15 protein-coding genes are annotated in these 15,862 nt (G+C 54.4%); 2 read left to right on the forward strand and 13 right to left on the reverse strand.

From position 1 onward, the window contains the following. The first annotated feature begins 75 nt into the window (after positions 1 to 75). Both C813_RS28230 and C813_RS28235 read left to right on the forward strand, forming a co-directional pair. The gene (locus tag C813_RS28230; RefSeq protein ID WP_017459321.1) at positions 76 to 360 is read left to right on the forward strand and encodes a hypothetical protein; all 285 of its coding nucleotides are present in this window, start codon (positions 76 to 78) and stop codon (positions 358 to 360) included. Continuing rightward, a complete protein-coding gene (locus C813_RS28235) occupies positions 357 to 1,931 on the forward strand; it encodes an FKBP-type peptidyl-prolyl cis-trans isomerase N-terminal domain-containing protein (protein ID WP_017459322.1) in 1,575 nt (524 codons plus the stop codon). Before C813_RS28230 ends, C813_RS28235 begins: the two co-directional genes overlap by 4 nt. A gap of 51 nt (positions 1,932 to 1,982) precedes the next feature. Here the strand turns inward: C813_RS28235 and emrB are convergent, their stop codons facing one another. The 13 genes from emrB to nrdH form a co-directional block, all read right to left on the reverse strand. Next, positions 1,983 to 3,518 (reverse strand): multidrug efflux MFS transporter permease subunit EmrB, encoded by a 1,536-nt coding sequence (gene emrB, locus C813_RS28240; protein WP_017459323.1) that lies wholly within the window; start codon positions 3,516 to 3,518, stop codon positions 1,983 to 1,985. Between the two features lie 15 nt (positions 3,519 to 3,533). Further along, positions 3,534 to 4,718 (reverse strand): multidrug efflux MFS transporter periplasmic adaptor subunit EmrA, encoded by a 1,185-nt coding sequence (gene emrA / locus C813_RS28245; protein ID WP_407656232.1) that lies wholly within the window; start codon positions 4,716 to 4,718, stop codon positions 3,534 to 3,536. A 110-nt stretch (positions 4,719 to 4,828) separates the two neighbouring features. Further along, entirely contained in the window at positions 4,829 to 5,359 is a 531-nt protein-coding gene (mprA, locus tag C813_RS28250) for a transcriptional repressor MprA (protein ID WP_017459325.1), read from the reverse strand. A 90-nt stretch (positions 5,360 to 5,449) separates the two neighbouring features. After that, positions 5,450 to 5,785 carry an L-valine transporter subunit YgaH gene (ygaH, locus tag C813_RS28255; RefSeq protein WP_017459326.1) on the reverse strand — a complete coding sequence of 112 codons (336 nt, stop codon included), beginning with the start codon at positions 5,783 to 5,785 and terminating at the stop codon, positions 5,450 to 5,452. Beyond that, positions 5,775 to 6,521, reverse strand: a complete 747-nt coding sequence (locus tag C813_RS28260; RefSeq protein ID WP_046199725.1) for an AzlC family ABC transporter permease — start codon at positions 6,519 to 6,521, stop codon at positions 5,775 to 5,777. The genes ygaH and C813_RS28260 overlap by 11 nt, the downstream gene beginning before the upstream one ends. Positions 6,522 to 6,650: 129 nt before the next feature. Beyond that, positions 6,651 to 7,835 (reverse strand): MFS transporter, encoded by a 1,185-nt coding sequence (locus C813_RS28265; RefSeq protein ID WP_017459328.1) that lies wholly within the window; start codon positions 7,833 to 7,835, stop codon positions 6,651 to 6,653. A 320-nt stretch (positions 7,836 to 8,155) separates the two neighbouring features. After that, positions 8,156 to 9,157, reverse strand: a complete 1,002-nt coding sequence (gene proX / locus C813_RS28270) for a glycine betaine/L-proline ABC transporter substrate-binding protein ProX (protein WP_017459330.1) — start codon at positions 9,155 to 9,157, stop codon at positions 8,156 to 8,158. 58 nt (positions 9,158 to 9,215) lie between these two features. Next, on the reverse strand, positions 9,216 to 10,280 hold the full coding sequence (gene proW / locus C813_RS28275; RefSeq protein ID WP_017459331.1) for a glycine betaine/L-proline ABC transporter permease ProW: 1,065 nt from the start codon (positions 10,278 to 10,280) through the stop codon (positions 9,216 to 9,218). Then, positions 10,273 to 11,475: a glycine betaine/L-proline ABC transporter ATP-binding protein ProV gene (gene proV, locus C813_RS28280; RefSeq protein WP_017459332.1), complete on the reverse strand. Its 1,203-nt coding sequence runs from the start codon at positions 11,473 to 11,475 to the stop codon at positions 10,273 to 10,275. The genes proW and proV overlap by 8 nt, the downstream gene beginning before the upstream one ends. A 388-nt stretch (positions 11,476 to 11,863) precedes the next feature. Next, positions 11,864 to 12,826: a class 1b ribonucleoside-diphosphate reductase subunit beta gene (gene nrdF / locus C813_RS28285; protein ID WP_017459333.1), complete on the reverse strand. Its 963-nt coding sequence runs from the start codon at positions 12,824 to 12,826 to the stop codon at positions 11,864 to 11,866. A 10-nt stretch (positions 12,827 to 12,836) separates the two neighbouring features. After that, a complete protein-coding gene (gene nrdE / locus C813_RS28290; protein ID WP_017459334.1) occupies positions 12,837 to 14,981 on the reverse strand; it encodes a class 1b ribonucleoside-diphosphate reductase subunit alpha in 2,145 nt (714 codons plus the stop codon). Then, positions 14,954 to 15,364 carry a class Ib ribonucleoside-diphosphate reductase assembly flavoprotein NrdI gene (gene nrdI / locus C813_RS28295; protein ID WP_017459335.1) on the reverse strand — a complete coding sequence of 137 codons (411 nt, stop codon included), beginning with the start codon at positions 15,362 to 15,364 and terminating at the stop codon, positions 14,954 to 14,956. The genes nrdE and nrdI overlap by 28 nt, the downstream gene beginning before the upstream one ends. Beyond that, complete coding sequence (gene nrdH / locus C813_RS28300; RefSeq protein WP_017459336.1) at positions 15,361 to 15,606, reverse strand: glutaredoxin-like protein NrdH; 246 nt, start codon at positions 15,604 to 15,606, stop codon at positions 15,361 to 15,363. The genes nrdI and nrdH overlap by 4 nt, the downstream gene beginning before the upstream one ends. Positions 15,607 to 15,862 lie beyond the last annotated feature (256 nt).

The raw sequence follows: 15,862 nt of genomic DNA on the forward strand, positions 1-15,862 counted from the left end.
CACTCTTATCTTTTATGTCTCTCCTTCGTTTTACCCTTTACATTAGCGGGTTGTGTTAAAAAAACGGTGCCCTCCGTGGTGAAAGATGCGCCGCAGAAACAGCAGACACAGCAATGTTACGAGCTTCTGACTGCCTTAAAAGGTCTGGATAATTCCGCATTTGAAACTTACAAACAGCAATTTAATACGATTAATAAAAGCTATGAAGTCTACAAGAGAAATCGACCAATAATTGATAAGAATTCTGCGGAAATAATGAAAACCGAAATTGATAGTAAGATTGAAGTGGTTTGCTCGCGCGTGCGCAGCGCGGTATTCACTAATATGTCCAGTCGCGCAAATGCCCTGAAACAGTTATGAGAAAACTACTTTATTCATCTGCTGTGCTGTTATCGGCTATATCATCAGCAGCCACCAGCGCTGAGCCTGCCTCATTACTCGACCGACTAAACGATGAGCACATAATATCAGCCGAGCCGCAGTCTCCGTTTACGGCTGACCAAGGCAGTGCAGGTTCAGTTGCTACGTCTTCGTCACAGGCTGCTGTTAAACAGCAGACCGCGCCAAAAAAAGCATCGAGTGAGCCAGAAATCAGGTTACTGAAACGCAAAATCGCGGAGCTGCGACGTGAAGCAGAAACGCTGCGCAAAAAACAGACCTCAGCAACGCCCATACAGCCAAAAAATAACGCAGGCGGCGATAACAAACAGCCGCCGCCGATCATTAGTAGTGAAAACAAGCAGCTACAACAACAGTTGCAGGCCAGCGAGAAGCAACTTGCCGCAGCGAATAATAAACGTGAAGAGGCAAATAGTAACCTTGATGCCGCCGCGAAAAAGATGAGTGAGCAGGCGCTAAGTATTACGACGTTGAAAGATGAGTTGCAGCAGCGCAGCGAAGAAAAATCGCAGGCGGAACAGCAACTGGCTGAAGCGAAAAAGCAAGGCGCAGAGCTCAGCGCGAAGCTGCAACAGGCGGCCACAAAAACCGCAGAACAGGAAAAGCAGCTTGCCGAGGCGAATAAGAAGCGCGATGAGATAACCAGCCAGCTCGCTGCCGCCACCAAACAAGCCATAGATCAACAAAGCCAGCTTGCCGGGGCGAATAAAAAACGCGATGAGATAACCGACCAGTTGGCTGCTGCCACCAAACAAACGGCAGATCAGGCATCGCACATCGCCGCGCTGGAAGCGAAATTAAAGCAGAGCGGCGAAGAGAAGGCGCAAATGGAACAGCAACTCGCTGCTGTGAAGCGTGAGCCAACTGCGGTGGAAAAGGGGGCTAGTAAAGCGAATTCACCGGTATTCTCGCTGGCGGCGGATAAGTCTGAACTTGCGCGCGTCAACTACGCCTGGGGCGTCTGGTTTGCGGCAAAAGTTCAGCTTGAAAGCGAAACGCTGAAAGATATTGGGCAACAATTTATGCCGCAGGCTTTTCTGCAAGGCTTGCAGGATAAATTTGCGGGCAGTCTGCAAATGCCGAATGCCGATCTTGAAAAGGTCCTCACTACGCTCAACAAGCAGGTAGACGATGCGAGGCAACGCGAAATAACCCGCAACAAGAAGCAAGGGCAGCAGTTGCTGGCCGATGCGGCGAAGCTAAAGGGCGCGGTGCGGGCGGATAACGGCGTGGTCTATTTGGTTGAAAAACGTGGGCCGGGTACCGCTATTGGCGATACCGATGTCATCCGTTTCAAAGTGGATGAAAAGGTCAGCTCCGGGCAGGTTCTCGCACAGAACGAAGTTAATACGGCGCGGGTGAGCGAACTGCCGATGGTGATGCGTGCTGGGGTAAAAAAACTGGTCGTGGGTGGCAGAGTGAAGATTTATGTTCCCACCGAGCTGGCTTACGGCGAGGAAGGTATACCTGGCGCGGTGCCGCCCGGTGTGACGTCCGTCATGACGCTGGAAGTCCTCGGCATCGAGAAATAAAACAAGCAGTCAAAAAATCGCCTCCATTAAGGAGGCGATTTGCTTCTCAGGTTAATGCGCACCGCCGCCGCCGCCGCCCGCACCAAATGGCGGTTTGGCAAACCACACCAGCCCCAGCAAGATCAAGAATACCCCCGCAGAGAACCAGAAAATCTCATTGGCCGAGATAATCAGCCCCTGATTGGTTATCTGCTGCGCTATCCAGCCGGAAGCCTGTTGCTGCGACATGCCCATCCCCTGCAGCTGGTTATAGATTTCCTGCGAGTTCGGATTGTACGGGTTAACCGATTCCGTAAGCTGCGCATGGTGCATCGATTCCCGGTTAGTCCACAGCGTCGTGGTGATCGAGGTACCGATGGAGCCCGCCAGCGTACGCGCGAAGTTAGACAGGCTCGACGCCGCCGCCAGCCGTTCCGGTGGTAAACCTGAAAGGGTGATAGTCGTCAGCGGCATAAAGAAGCACGCCACCGCGAAACCCTGAATGAACTGCGGCCACGCCGAAGCGCCGAAATCCATGCCCGGCTCGAAGGTATACGCGCGCCAGTAGAAGCACACCGCGTACATGATAAAGCTGAACGTCACCAGACGGCGCATATCCAGCTTATGCGCGAAGCGGCCAATAATTGGCGACAGCAGCACCGGTATCACGCCAACTGGCGCGGAAGCCAGCCCCGCCCAGGTCGCGGTATAGCCATACACTTCCTGCAACAGCTGCGGTAACAAGACAATCGCGCCGAAGTAGAGCATATAGGCAAGGCTGATACACAAACAGCCGATGGTAAAGTTGCGCGACTTAAACAGCGACAGATCGACTATCGGGTTATCGTCGGTCAACTCCCACACCACCAGGAAACTTATCGATACCACGGCGACAATCGTCAGCACGACGATCTCCGTCGAGTTAAACCAGTCGAGCTCTTTACCCTGGTCGAGCATCACTTGCAGGCTACCGATACCGACGATCAGCAACGCCAGCCCAACACCGTCAATGCGCCGCTGCTCGGTACGCGTTTCGCGCCCACGCAGGCTTTGCAATGTGAGCAACACCACCAGCGCACCAATTGGCACGTTGATAAAGAAGATCCAACCCCAGTGGTAGTTATCGCTGATATAGCCGCCGAGGATCGGCCCACAAATCGGCGCGACGATCACCGTCATTGACCACAGCGCCAGCGCGATAGAGCGCTTGGCGGGCGGATAGTTGCTAAGCAACAAACTCTGTGACAGCGGGATCAGCGGCCCGGCGACAATCCCCTGGATCACACGAAAGAAAATAAGCATCCCCAGGCTGTTGGAGACGCCGCATGCCCAGGAGGCGATAGCGAAGGCGACGGTAGACCAGAGAAACAGCTTCACTTCCCCAACGCGTTTCGCCAGCCAGCCAGTGATCGGAATCGAGATGGCGTTCGCCACCCCGAACGAGGTGATCACCCAGGTACCCTGGCTCAGCGAGGAGCCAAGGTTACCGGCAATAGTCGGAATAGCAACGTTAGCGATGGTCGAGTCCAGCACCTGCATGAAGGTCGCAAGCGACAACGCAATGGTCATGATGACCAACTGCGCGCCTTCCAGCGGTTTCTGTTGCATTGCACTCACCTCAGATTAACCGGCGTTGGCTTTCACGATGTTTTCGATCAACGTGTTGACCGGCTCAAGGCTGATTTCCCGGGCGTTGCTTTCATAGGCCGGGCTGGTGCGCACCTGGCTTGCCAGCACCTGACCTTCGCGATTGGCGGTATCCACTTTCACCAGCGTGGACAGGCCAATACGCAGCGGATGATCGGCGAGCTGTTTTGCATCCAGTTCAATACGTACCGGCAGACGCTGAACCACTTTGATCCAGTTACCGGTGGCGTTTTGCGCAGGCAGCAGTGAGAAAGCACTGCCGGTGCCCATATCCAGGCCGACCACTTTACCGGTGTACTTCACTTCATCGCCGTAAATGTCGCTGATGATGGTGGCACTCTGGCCAATGCGCATATGCGCAAGCTGCGTCTCTTTAAAGTTCGCATCCACCCACAGGTTACTGGCCGGAACGACAGCCATCAGCGCGGTGGACGTGGTGATCTGCGCGCCAGGCTGTACAGCACGGCGGGAAACGTAGCCGGTAATCGGGCTAACAATTTTTGTACGTTGCAGCGCCAGCCAGCTATTGCGGACTTCCGTTGCCGCCTGTTTGACCGCCGGTTGATCTTCCAGCGGCGTATCCAGCACGATGGCCTGGTTAGCGTTGTATTGCTGAATGGCGACATCCAGCTCTGCTTGTGCGCTGGCCACGGCGTCACGGGCGTGTTGCAGCTCTTCGCGGCCAATCAGGTTGGCACTGCCGAGCGGCACGCGGCGGTTAAAATCGCTCTGTGCCTGGGCGAGGGCGGTTTTTTTCAGCTCAATGCTCGCCTGCAACTGTTTGCTGTTGATGATTGACTGGCGGGTCTGGCGCACGCTGCTTGCCAGCGCGGTTTGTGCTTTTTCAAACGCCTGTTGCGCATCTGTCGCGTCCAGCGTCACCAGTACATCGCCCTGTTTAACGAAATCGGTGTTATCGGCCCAGACTTTCGTCACGCTGCCGGACACCTGCGCCATGATTTGCACCTGGTTCCCTGCCACGTACGCGTCATCGGTTTCCTCGAAGTGACGCAGTACCAAAAACCAATAAATCCCGTATGCCACGGCAATAACAATAAAGAGCAAGGTCAGCAGAAGAAGGGTACTTTTACGTTTGCCTTTCTTTTTGACCGGTTGCTGCGGGGTTTGACTCTCCGCATTTGCGCTCATGCTTTTCTCCACGATCTTCTTATTTTCATCCCGGCAAACGCCGGCCTGTTTTTGCCAAAAAAGCCAGTAGATACTGGCTCTTCAGTATTTTTATATCCTGGATATTCGAGCGTCTTATCGCGTTAGCGCAACGCCTCGAGAATGACATCGTCCTCTTCCATCTGGTCGAGACGCGTCAGGAGTTTTCGGGTGATATGCTCAAGCTGATCTTTTTCGCTAACGCTTAGCGAAGACCAGAGTTGATGCAGGCAGTTATGCTGCGGGGGCAGAACCTGGCGCAGGAACTCATGACCTTTATCGGTCAACTGCAGGTGCAGACAGCGGCGATCGTTATCGCTTTCGCGACGCTCAATCCAGCCGCGCTTTTCCAGCTCATCGGCAATGCGTGTCGCATTGGTACGGGATGATCCCAGCGCGCTACTCAGCTCAGAAGGCTGAATACTGTGATTTTCCTGGGATTCCAGAGTGATCAGCGCCATAAACAACGTCTCGTTAATGCCCTGCGCTTTCAGCATCTTATTGCGGTTTTCCAGCAGCTTACCTTGCATATGCATACACAGGCGGGTTAACAGAATTTCCTGGAACGGGAAATCTTCATAGCGGCTGGCGCGAAACTTAAGCATTTGTTCAATGGGCGTAAACGAACTATCCATTTGGGTATAACCTCATTAATTGCAGTCGATATAGTAACGACAGTGACAAATAAAGTAAATGTATTATTTGTAGTAATAAATTTGCCTTATCTATGCTTCTGTCAGGAGTTTCCAGACGATTCCGTACGCGAAAGCGCTCAGTAGCGTGGGGAGAATAATGCTGCGTGTTTTCCAGAAGCTGACACCGAGCACCGCGAAACCGGCAAGTGTTGGCAGCAGACGGCGGCTGTCGGCGGCGATTTCCGGCACGCAGGAGACCACCAGCAGCGCGCAGATAGACGCGATGCCAATGGTGTCCAAAAATACACCGCTCACGCCGCGTTTCGCCGGGCGTGACTGTCCGGGGCGGATACGCAACGGCAGATAACGGAAAAGAAAATTGACGCAGCCCACCAGCAGGCCGAGCAGCAGCACCTCATTGCGCATCCGGTGCTCCTTGATAAAACGCCTGTACCAGCGCGGCCAGGCAGCCGGCGAAAATCCCGGCCAGAATCGCGGCAGGAATAGAAAACAGCGTGACGCCCACCAGTGCGCCGAGCAGCGCCGCCGTGACAGCGCTAATCTGGCGACGCTGGAACGAGGCGAGCAGGAAACTCATAAACAGCGCGGGCAACATAAACCCTAACGCCGATTCCACCGCCGGGTAACCTTCCAGCAGTCCGTCGCCGGAAAACGCGCCCAGCACCGTGCCCGCCACCCAGGAAAGCCAGGAAAATAAGGCGATACCGATCATCCAGTTTTCGCTCCAGCGGCGGTTATCACGCACCAGCTTCGCGGTGGCGGCGGCAAATACCTCATCCGTCAGGCCAAAAGCCCAGACGGCCGTTTTGCGGTTTTTGAGCGGTTGCAGAATGCGGCTACGCAGAGACGGGCCATAAAGCACGTGGCGAACATCCATGGCCATTACGGTCAGCGCGGCAACCCATAAAGCGCTACCCGCGGCAAGCATGGTGGTGATAACGAACTGGCTGGCACCCGCATAAATAATGCAGGAGAAGAAAACGCTTTCGAGTGGGGTAAAACCGAGTTTGGTGGCATTCATGCCAAAGGCAAACGCGACGGGGACGTAGCTCAAAACGATGGGAAGGCTGTCTTTGATACCTTCCAGAAATGTCGCGCTCTGGTCAGACGTACTCTGTGTTGCGGTTGCAGAACTATCCATATCCATAATGTTTGTTATATATCACCCACGTTAATATAACCGGGATAAACAAGTCCCATAACCTTAACAGACTGAGGGACTCGTTAACACCCCGGTGTTCCTCCGAAACGTGCAAACGTGGGTGGTTGTTTACATTGCCGCCTCCTGGCGGTGAAATCCTCGCCACCAAACCAGCAGATTCAGCAGCGCCAGCACGCTACCCGCCAGGCAAACCCCTGTCCAGCCTGCGTGTTGCCAGGCGGAAGCGGAGATCAGCGAGCCTGCCGCGCCGCCAATAAAATAGCTGGTCATATAGCCTGCGGTCAGGCGGTTTCGCGCGTCCGGTTTCACGCGATAGATAACCGTCTGGTTGGTGATATGCACCCCCTGCACGGTGAGATCCAGCACGATAATGCCAATAATCAATGCGATAACCGAGCTGTGTCCAAGCCAGATAGCCACCCAGGAGAGCAGTAACAGAATCAGGCCGCCGGTGGTGGTGAGATGGGAATGACCCCGATCCGCCAGCCCACCAGCCTGGCGTGCACCGAGTGCGCCTGCTGCGCCCACCAGGCCGAACAGGCCGATCGTCGCCTCGGAGAACTGAAACGGCGGTGAGGCCAGCAAAAACGCCATTGACGTCCATAAGATGCTGAAGTTCGCAAAGCTCAGGCAGCCAAGCATTGCCCGGGTACGTAACAGTTTGTCGCCAGCAAACAGGCCAAATACCGAGCCAAGCAGTTGCGGGTAATTAAGATGATTCTCTTGCTTGATTTTCGGCAGCCCGCGCCACAGCGCCAGCGCCATCAGCACCATTAACACACTGGCGACCCAGTAAACCGTGCGCCAGCCGCCAAGGCTTGCCAGCAATCCGGCAACGGTGCGCGCCAGCAAAATGCCGAGCAGCAGACCACTCATAATCGTCCCCACCACTTTGCCGCGTTTGTCCGGGGTTGCCAGCGTGGCGGCCAGCGGGACGAGAATTTGCGCCACCACGGAAAACAGCCCGGTCAGCGCCGTGCCGAGGATCATCAGCCCGAGCGATGAACTACTGGCAGTGATCAACATGCCGCCTGCCGACAGCAGCGTCATCAGCACAATCAGCGCACGTCGTTCGAACATATCGCCAAGCGGCACGAGAAATAACAGCCCGGCGGCGTAGCCAAGCTGGGCGGCGGTGACGATAAATCCAGCCTGGTTGGGCGTGAGTGAAAAGGCGTGGGCGATGGTATCTAGGAGCGGTTGCGCATAGTAGTTGCTGGCAACGGCGAGGCCGGTGGCAACGGACATCAGCGCAATCAGCGCCGGGCTAAGGCCCTGGTTCGGTGTAGTCATTGGTGTTGTAAGTCAGGTATGTTTTTTCCAGACACTCATGATAGCCAATGGATTGAAATGTGTGAGGAAGATCGCGTGTCGGAACGTGCGGTGACGTACCCTGCCAGGCGAACAGGCGAACAGGCGAACAGGCGAATAGGCGAACAGGCGAACAGGCGAACAGGCGAACAGGCGAACAGGCGAACAGGCGAACAGGCGAACAGGCGAACAGGCGAACAGGCGAACAGGCGAACAGGCGAACAGGCGGGCAGAGCCTGAATAAGCAAAAGCGCCATCCGGTACGAAACCGATGGCGCTTTTTAAAAGGTTACTGCGACAGGTTATTTCTGCGCAGCAAGTGCCTCTTTGATCCAGCCGTCGAACTGCTGCTGGTGCGCTTTGATCCAGCCATCAACGTGACCCTGAATATCTGCTTCAGACGATTTGCCCGCATGCATCATGGCGTTTTCGGCATTGATATCGGCCAGCGGCAGTTTCATCACTGCGAACAATTTCGCCGCCGCCGGGTTTTTCTCGGCCCAGGCTTTGTTGGCAACAATATGCATGGTGTTCACCGGGAACCCGTAGTTCATGCCGTTTGGCAGTTTGGTGTCGATATCTTTCTGTTCACCCGGCAGGGAAGAGAACGGGACCTGCAGCCAGACCACATCTTTACCCGGTTTCAGCACATCGCTTACCCAGTATGGCGTCCAGGTGTAATAGAGCACCGGTTTGCCTTCTTTGAAGCGGGTGATGGTATCGGCCATCATCGCCGAATAATTTCCGTGGCTGACGGTGACGGTGTTTTCCAGACCATATGCCTGATGCTGGTGGTTAATCACCGCTTCGCAGCCCCAGCCCGGTGAGCAACCCATCATATCGGCTTTGCCGTCGCCGTTACCGTCAAACAGTTTGGCAATTTTCGGATCTTTTAGCTGCTCAATGTTGGTGATGTGATATTTCTCGGCGGTCTTCTTATCGATCAAATATCCCTGCGCCGCACCGGTGACATAAGTGCCTTCGCGGTAGAATTTTTTGTCGCCCCCGGCGGCGGCATACATGTCGTCATGCAGCGGTTGCCAGTTGACGGTGGTAAAAGTCACATCGCCCGCCGCCATTGAGGTGTAACCGACGTTGTAATCCACTTCGTCCGGGGTATTCACGGTGTAACCGAGTTTTTCCAGAGCGCGGCTTACCAGTAATGTCTGGAAGCTCTCTTCGGCGATAGTGCTTTGAAAAGGCTTCACGGTGATGCCTTTGCCTGGCAGTTCTGCGTCCGCAGCAAATGCACTGGTCGAGACAAGGGTGGCAAACGCTGTGGCAAAAAGTACGCTATGTCGCATCGTTGTTCCTTATTGTTCAGGTGGGATACTGCTGCCCGGCGAGTTGCCGGGCGACAGATTATTTAGCGAAAGGGCGGGTCAGCAGACCCAGCGGGCCGGTTTGATACCAGCGACGATTACCGCGGCTGCGGGAATCGCGACCGACAGCCTGCGTCAGGCGGTCGAGAATGATGGCGAGGATAACAATCCCTACGCCGCCAACGGTGGCAAGCCCCATATCAAGGCGGCCAATACCGCGCAGTACCATCTGGCCAAGCCCGCCAACGGCGATCATTGAGGCGATCACTACCATGGAGAGGGCAAGCATCAACGTCTGGTTAATTCCCGCCATAATGGTGGGCATGGCCAGCGGTAACTGTACTTTAAACAACATCTGGCGCGGGCTTGCGCCAAATGAGCGCGAGGCTTCAATCAAATCGGCCGGCACCTGGTTGATACCGAGAATGGTCAGACGCACCACCGGCGGCAGGGCGAAGATAATGGTCACCACCACGCCCGGTACATTGCCGATACCAAACAGCATCACAATTGGCACCAGGTAGACAAACGCGGGGGTGGTCTGCATTGCATCCAACAGCGGGCGAACGATTTTCGCCGCGCGCTGGCTGCGTGCCAGCCAAATCCCCATTGGCAAGCCGATCACCACGCAAAACAGCAGGGCGGTCAGCACCAGCGCTAATGTCACCATCGCCTGCGACCAGGCACCGATGGCGCCAATAGCAATCAGTGATACCAGCGTGGCGATGCCCATTCCGGCGCTGCTCATCTGCCAGGCGATCAGCGAGAAAAGAATAATCGCCACCGGTGCGGGCATGCCCAGCAGCATTTGCTGGAACGCGCTGAGGATGTAATCCACCGGCACGCGAATACCCTGAAACAGCGGGCGGAAGTGCATCACCACCCAGTCGATCGCCTGTGTTACCCAGCTATCAAGCGGGATCAGCGTTTTATGGAACGGGTCCATAATATTGAAGTGTTCCGGCGCGGGTGTCGGCGCGCTGTGCAGCCAGTCAGCGCTGCCGCCATCGGCTGGTGCGCTACTGCCGTTGCCCCAGGCATCCGCAGACTGCGCGGCGTTGTCGGTTGCCGGTGCGCTATCCCACGGGTTGTTTTGATCAGCCATTGTTTGCCCCCTCGCGATCTAAAGCTTGCAGCAGCATCCGTTTGGAGATGATGCCCACATACTGTTGCTCTTCACCTACCACCGGTACGGCGCAGGGCGCTTGTCCAACGTGGGAGAGCAACTCGCTGAGCGGCGTTTCGGCATCCACCGCAAGCGGGGAGTCGATTAACGCCGCCTCGATACCCTGGCTTTGACCGAGCGCCTCTTTCAGGGAGTCGATGGAGACAACGCCGACAAATTTATTGCCGCGTTCAATCACATAACCGAATTCACGGTCTTCATCCTGCAATACTTTCAGCGCCGAACGCGGGCCGAAGCCGGGCGTTTTGCGAATTAGCCCGACAGGCGTTCGACGCGCAATATCTTTGGCGCTAAATACCTGACTAATATCGACGCCACGGAAGAAGGTGCGCACATAATCATTGGCCGGATTATTCAATATTTCATCCGGCGTGCCGACCTGCACAACTTCACCGTTTTGCATAATGGCAATTCTGTCGCCAATACGCATGGCTTCATCGAGATCGTGGGAAATAAATACAATTGTGCGCTGGTGTTTGGCCTGAAGCTTTACCAGTTCATCCTGCATTTCGGTGCGAATTAATGGATCGAGTGCGGAGAAGGCTTCATCCATTAATAAGATATCGGGGTTGATGGCTAATGCGCGCGCCAGACCAACACGCTGGCGCATACCGCCAGAGAGTTCATCCGGATAACTGTGCGCATAATTCTCCAGCCCAACCTGGCGCAGCGCGTCCAGCGCTTTTTCCTGGCGTTCTTGCGCCGCAATACCGGCTAACTCCATGCCAAAGGCGGCATTATCCAGCACCGTCATATGGGGCATTAGCGCAAATGACTGGAAGACCATCGCAATCTTTTTCCTGCGCACCTCGCGTAATTCGGCGTCTGATATTTTGGCGATATCCACGCCGTCAATCAGCACCTGTCCGCGGGTGGGTTCAATCAGGCGATTGAGAAGGCGTACCATAGTGGATTTACCCGATCCGGATAACCCCATGATGACAAATATCTCGCCTTCTTCAATGGCCAGACTGGCGTCTTTCACGCCAAGCGACAGACCCGTTTTTTCCAGAATTTTCTCTTTCGAAAGTCCTTTTTCAATATATTTGAAAGCCCGCTGCGGATGCTCGCCAAATATCTTATAAAGGTTTTTAACTTCTAATTTAATTGCCATGCAATAATAGAGTTCCTGTTATTTATTGTGTCGATATCGTACCTGGTGAGAATAATTGACTGGATATACCCTAGCATACTCAGAATCTGAGACAACCCTGAATTTCCCGTCTTTAAGAATTTGCTTAAGCGATAATTGCCGCCATTTCCCATGAAATAAGGGCTGGCGGCGGATGAGATTTTTTTTGAAATTCATCGGGAAATCGCATCTGAATAGTGCTGATTCAGATGAAAATGACGAAACAATTACAGTGTAGAAGCTGAAAGGATATTGTGCTGAGAAAACACCAGGGAGCGAATGAAATAGTAATACCCTTTTTCGTGGCAGGTTATTTTAAATTAAATATTAGCGAGAATATTCCTCTCCCGATGGGGAGAGGAAAACGCAATCAGAAGTTCCAGTCTTCGTCTTCGGTTTCGACGGCTTTACCCATCACATAGGACGAACCGGAGCCGGAGAAAAAGTCGTGGTTTTCATCGGCATTTGGCGAGAGCGCGGACAAAATTGCCGGGTTCACGTCGGCCATTTCCGGCGGGAATAATGGCTCGTAACCAAGGTTCATCAAGGCTTTGTTGGCGTTGTAGCAGAGAAACGCTTTCACATCTTCGTCCCAGCCACTCCCGGCGTAAAGATCGTCGGTGTAACGCAGTTCGTTCTCGTAGAGATCCATCAGCAGATCGAGCGCGAAGTTTTTCAGCTCTTCGCGTTTTTCCGCACTCACTTTTTCCAGCCCTTTCTGGTACTTATAACCAATGTAGTAGCCGTGCACCGCTTCATCGCGAATGATCAGGCGAATCAAATCGGCGGTGTTAGTGAGCTTACCGCGGCTCGACCAGTACATCGGTAACCAGAAACCGGAATAGAAGAGGAAAGATTCCAGAAACACGCTGGCGATTTTCTTCTTCAGCGGCTCATCGGCACGGTAATACTGCAAAATCAGTTGCGCTTTGCGCTGCAATGCGGCGTTCTCTTCGCTCCAGTTATAAGCGGCGTCGACATCTCTGGTCTGGCAGAGTGTAGAGAAAATAGAGCTGTAAGAGCGCGCGTGCACCGCCTCCATAAAGCTGACATTCGACAACACCGCCTCTTCGTGCGGCGTTAGCGCGTCCGCCATCAACGCCGGTGCGCCGACGGTGTTCTGAATGGTGTCGAGTAATGTCAGACCGGTAAAAACGCGAATAGTAAGCTGCTGTTCTGCCGGGCTTAACGTCTGCCAGGCAGGAATATCGTTCGACAGCGGCACTTTTTCCGGCAACCAGAAGTTGCTGGTCAGGCGGTTCCACACTTCCAGATCTTTATCATCCTGGATTTTGTTCCAGTTCACCGCGCTGACGCGTGATAGTTGGCTCATCCTTTTCTCCTTACAACGCGCAGGACACGCAGCCCTGGATTTCGGTGCCTTCCAGCGCAAGCTGGCGCAGGCGAATGTAATACAGCGACTTAATGCCTTTTTTCCAGGCGTAAATCTGCGCTTTGTTGATATCGCGGGTGGTGGCGGTGTCTTTAAAGAACAGCGTCAGCGATAACCCCTGATCCACATGGCGCGTGGCTTCGGCATAGGTATCAATGATCTTTTCCGGCCCGATGTCGTAGGCGTCTTCATACAGCGCCAGGTTGTCGTTGGTCATAAACGGCGCCGGGTAGTAAACGCGCCCGGTTTTGCCCTCTTTGCGGATCTCAATTTTCGACACAATCGGATGAATGCTTGATGTCGCATGGTTGATATACGAGATCGACCCGGTGGGCGGCACGGCCTGAAGATTCTGGTTGTAGATCCCGTAGCGCATCACATCATCACGCAGTTGTTGCCACATCTCACGGGTTGGGATGGTAATGCCAGCACATTCAAACAGCGCCCGCACTTTTTCCGTTTTCGGTTGCCAGTTGCCCTCAAGGTACTGGTTGAAATACTCGCCGCTGGCGTAGCGCGAGGCCGGGAAACCGGCAAAATGCTGACCGCGTTCGCGGGCGATCATCATGGAGGTATGCAGTGCATGCCAGGTGATGGTGTAGAAGTAGAAATTGGTGAAATCCAGTCCCTCTTCGCTGCCATAGGCGATGCCTTCGCGCGCCAGATAACCGTGCAGGTTCATCTGCCCAAGCCCGATGGCGTGCGAGGCGGCATTGCCGTTTTCCACCGAGGGCACCGAGCGGATATGGCTCATGTCCGAGACGGCGGTTAACCCGCGAATGGCGGTTTCCACCGTGCGACCAAAGTCCGGTGAGTCCATGGTATGCGCAATGTTCAGCGAGCCAAGGTTACAGGAGATATCGCGCCCGGTGTTGGCGTAATCGAGGTTCTCATCAAAGGTCGAGGCGCTGTTGACCTGCAAAATTTCCGAGCACAGATTGCTCATGTTAATGCGCCCGGCAATCGGGTTGGCACGGTTAACCGTATCTTCAAACATGATGTACGGGTAGCCGGATTCAAACTGGATTTCCGCCAGCGTCTGGAAGAAATCGCGGGCGTTAATGTAGCTTTTACGCACGCGATCGTCGGCCAGTAATTGCTCGTACATCTCGCTGATGGCGATATCGCCGAACGGTTTGCCATACAGACGTTCAACGTCATAAGGTGAGAACAGCGCCATCTCCGCGTTCTCTTTCGCCAGACGGAACGTGATATCCGGGATCACCACGCCGAGCGACAAGGTTTTGATACGGATTTTCTCGTCGGCGTTTTCACGCTTGGTGTCGAGAAATCGCAGAATATCCGGGTGATGCGCGTGCAGATAGACCGCGCCAGCACCCTGGCGTGCACCAAGTTGGTTGGCATAGGAAAAGGCATCTTCCAGCATTTTCATCACCGGGATCACCCCGGAAGACTGGTTTTCAATGCGCTTGATCGGTGCGCCGGCTTCACGCAGGTTGGAGAGCAGAAATGCCACGCCACCACCGCGTTTGGAAAGCTGCAACGCGGAATTCACCGCGCGACCAATCGACTCCATATTGTCTTCAATGCGTAACAGGAAGCAGGAGACCAGCTCGCCACGCTGCTGTTTGCCGCAGTTGAGGAACGTTGGCGTCGCGGGCTGGAAACGACCCGAGAGGATCTCGCGGGTTAACTGGCGCGCCAGCGTTTTATCGCCCTGCGCCAGCGTCAGTGCCACCATACAGGCGCGATCTTCGAAGTGTTCAAGATAGTGTTTACCATCGAAGGTTTTTAGCGTGTAGCTGGTATAAAACTTCCATGCGCCGAGAAAGGTCTGGAAGCGGAAACCGCTGGTGTGCGTATCGGCAATCAAATCGACGACGAACGCGCGATCGTAACGGGATAACACGCTGTCATCGTAATAACCTTCCGCAACCAGCCAGTTCAGACGTTCATCCTGGCTGTTAAACGTCACGGTATTCGGGCGGACATGGGTTGCCATAAAGGCGTCTACCGCCTCGCGGTCTTTATCAAACTGAATGCGGCCATCTTTATCATAAAGATTCAGCATTGCATTCAGCGCGTGAAAATCGGGCGCGGATTGCATCACGCGCTCTGCGGTTGTCGTAGCCAAAATTCGCTCACTCCTTTACGCACGTTGTCGATGTCCTGTTGAGTGCCCATCAACTCAAAACGATACAGATACGGCACGGCGCATTTTTGCGATATCACATCGCCTGCGCGGCCAAAGGCTTCACCGAAATTACGGTTGCCGGAGGCGATCACGCCGCGAATCAATGCGCGGTTGTGCGGATCGTTTAAAAAACGGATTACCTGGCGGGGAACCGCGCCTGCCGTACCGCCGCCGCCATAACTGGGCACCACCAGGATATAGGGTTCGCCTACCTGGATGCGTTCGCGCTCATTAAGCGGAATGCGCACCGCCGGCAGCCCGAGACGCGCGATAAAACGCTGCGTGTTTTCCGAGCTGCTGGAGAAGTAGACGAGGGTGCTCATGCGCTGGCGACGCTCGGGGCGGCATGTAAGCGGTTAATCATATCCGGGCGGAAACCAGACCATGTTGTTTCCCCGGCGACAACCACCGGTAACTGACGAAAGCCCATCGCACGCAGCTCATCGGCCGCTTGCGGCACGTGGTCAACGTTCACCATTTCGAACGCCAGGCCACGGCTTTCCATCGCGCGTTTGGTGGCGTGGCACTGAACACAATCATTTCGAGTGTAAATGGTAATGCGCATAATTCGTATTTCCGTCTAAAATAGAGTGGCGGCGCGAAGGTTCGCGTCAGTTAGTGTGTGTGTTACCGATCTGAATACTAGATGTAGTTATTTAAAGATGCAACCACACAATATATAGGAAATTGTCATAGGCTTTGCCCAAAGGATGGAAACAATGGGTAAGGGCGGTTTGTACGCGTTTCGTACAAAAAAACGATATGCAGGCAAATAAAAACCCCTGCGGGGGAAACCGGCAGGGGTTGAGTCGTGCGGAAAT

It is taken from the genome of Kosakonia sacchari SP1 (assembly GCF_000300455.3).
GTDB classification, from domain to species: domain Bacteria; phylum Pseudomonadota; class Gammaproteobacteria; order Enterobacterales; family Enterobacteriaceae; genus Kosakonia; species Kosakonia sacchari.

Bases quoted from the DNA above. Each gene is read 5' to 3' on its own strand.
- C813_RS28260 (WP_046199725.1), bottom strand. From the start codon at position 6,521: ATGGATAGTTCTGCAACCGCAACACAGAGTACGTCTGACCAGAGCGCG.
- proW (WP_017459331.1), bottom strand. From the start codon at position 10,280: ATGGCTGATCAAAACAACCCGTGGGATAGCGCACCGGCAACCGACAAC.
- ygaH (WP_017459326.1), bottom strand. From the start codon at position 5,785: ATGCGCAATGAGGTGCTGCTGCTCGGCCTGCTGGTGGGCTGCGTCAAT.
- proX (WP_017459330.1), bottom strand. From the start codon at position 9,157: ATGCGACATAGCGTACTTTTTGCCACAGCGTTTGCCACCCTTGTCTCG.
- emrB (WP_017459323.1), bottom strand. From the start codon at position 3,518: ATGCAACAGAAACCGCTGGAAGGCGCGCAGTTGGTCATCATGACCATT.
- C813_RS28235 (WP_017459322.1), top strand. From the start codon at position 357: ATGAGAAAACTACTTTATTCATCTGCTGTGCTGTTATCGGCTATATCA.
- nrdH (WP_017459336.1), bottom strand. From the start codon at position 15,606: ATGCGCATTACCATTTACACTCGAAATGATTGTGTTCAGTGCCACGCC.
- nrdI (WP_017459335.1), bottom strand. From the start codon at position 15,364: ATGAGCACCCTCGTCTACTTCTCCAGCAGCTCGGAAAACACGCAGCGT.
- nrdF (WP_017459333.1), bottom strand. From the start codon at position 12,826: ATGAGCCAACTATCACGCGTCAGCGCGGTGAACTGGAACAAAATCCAG.
- proV (WP_017459332.1), bottom strand. From the start codon at position 11,475: ATGGCAATTAAATTAGAAGTTAAAAACCTTTATAAGATATTTGGCGAG.
- C813_RS28265 (WP_017459328.1), bottom strand. From the start codon at position 7,835: ATGACTACACCGAACCAGGGCCTTAGCCCGGCGCTGATTGCGCTGATG.
- mprA (WP_017459325.1), bottom strand. From the start codon at position 5,359: ATGGATAGTTCGTTTACGCCCATTGAACAAATGCTTAAGTTTCGCGCC.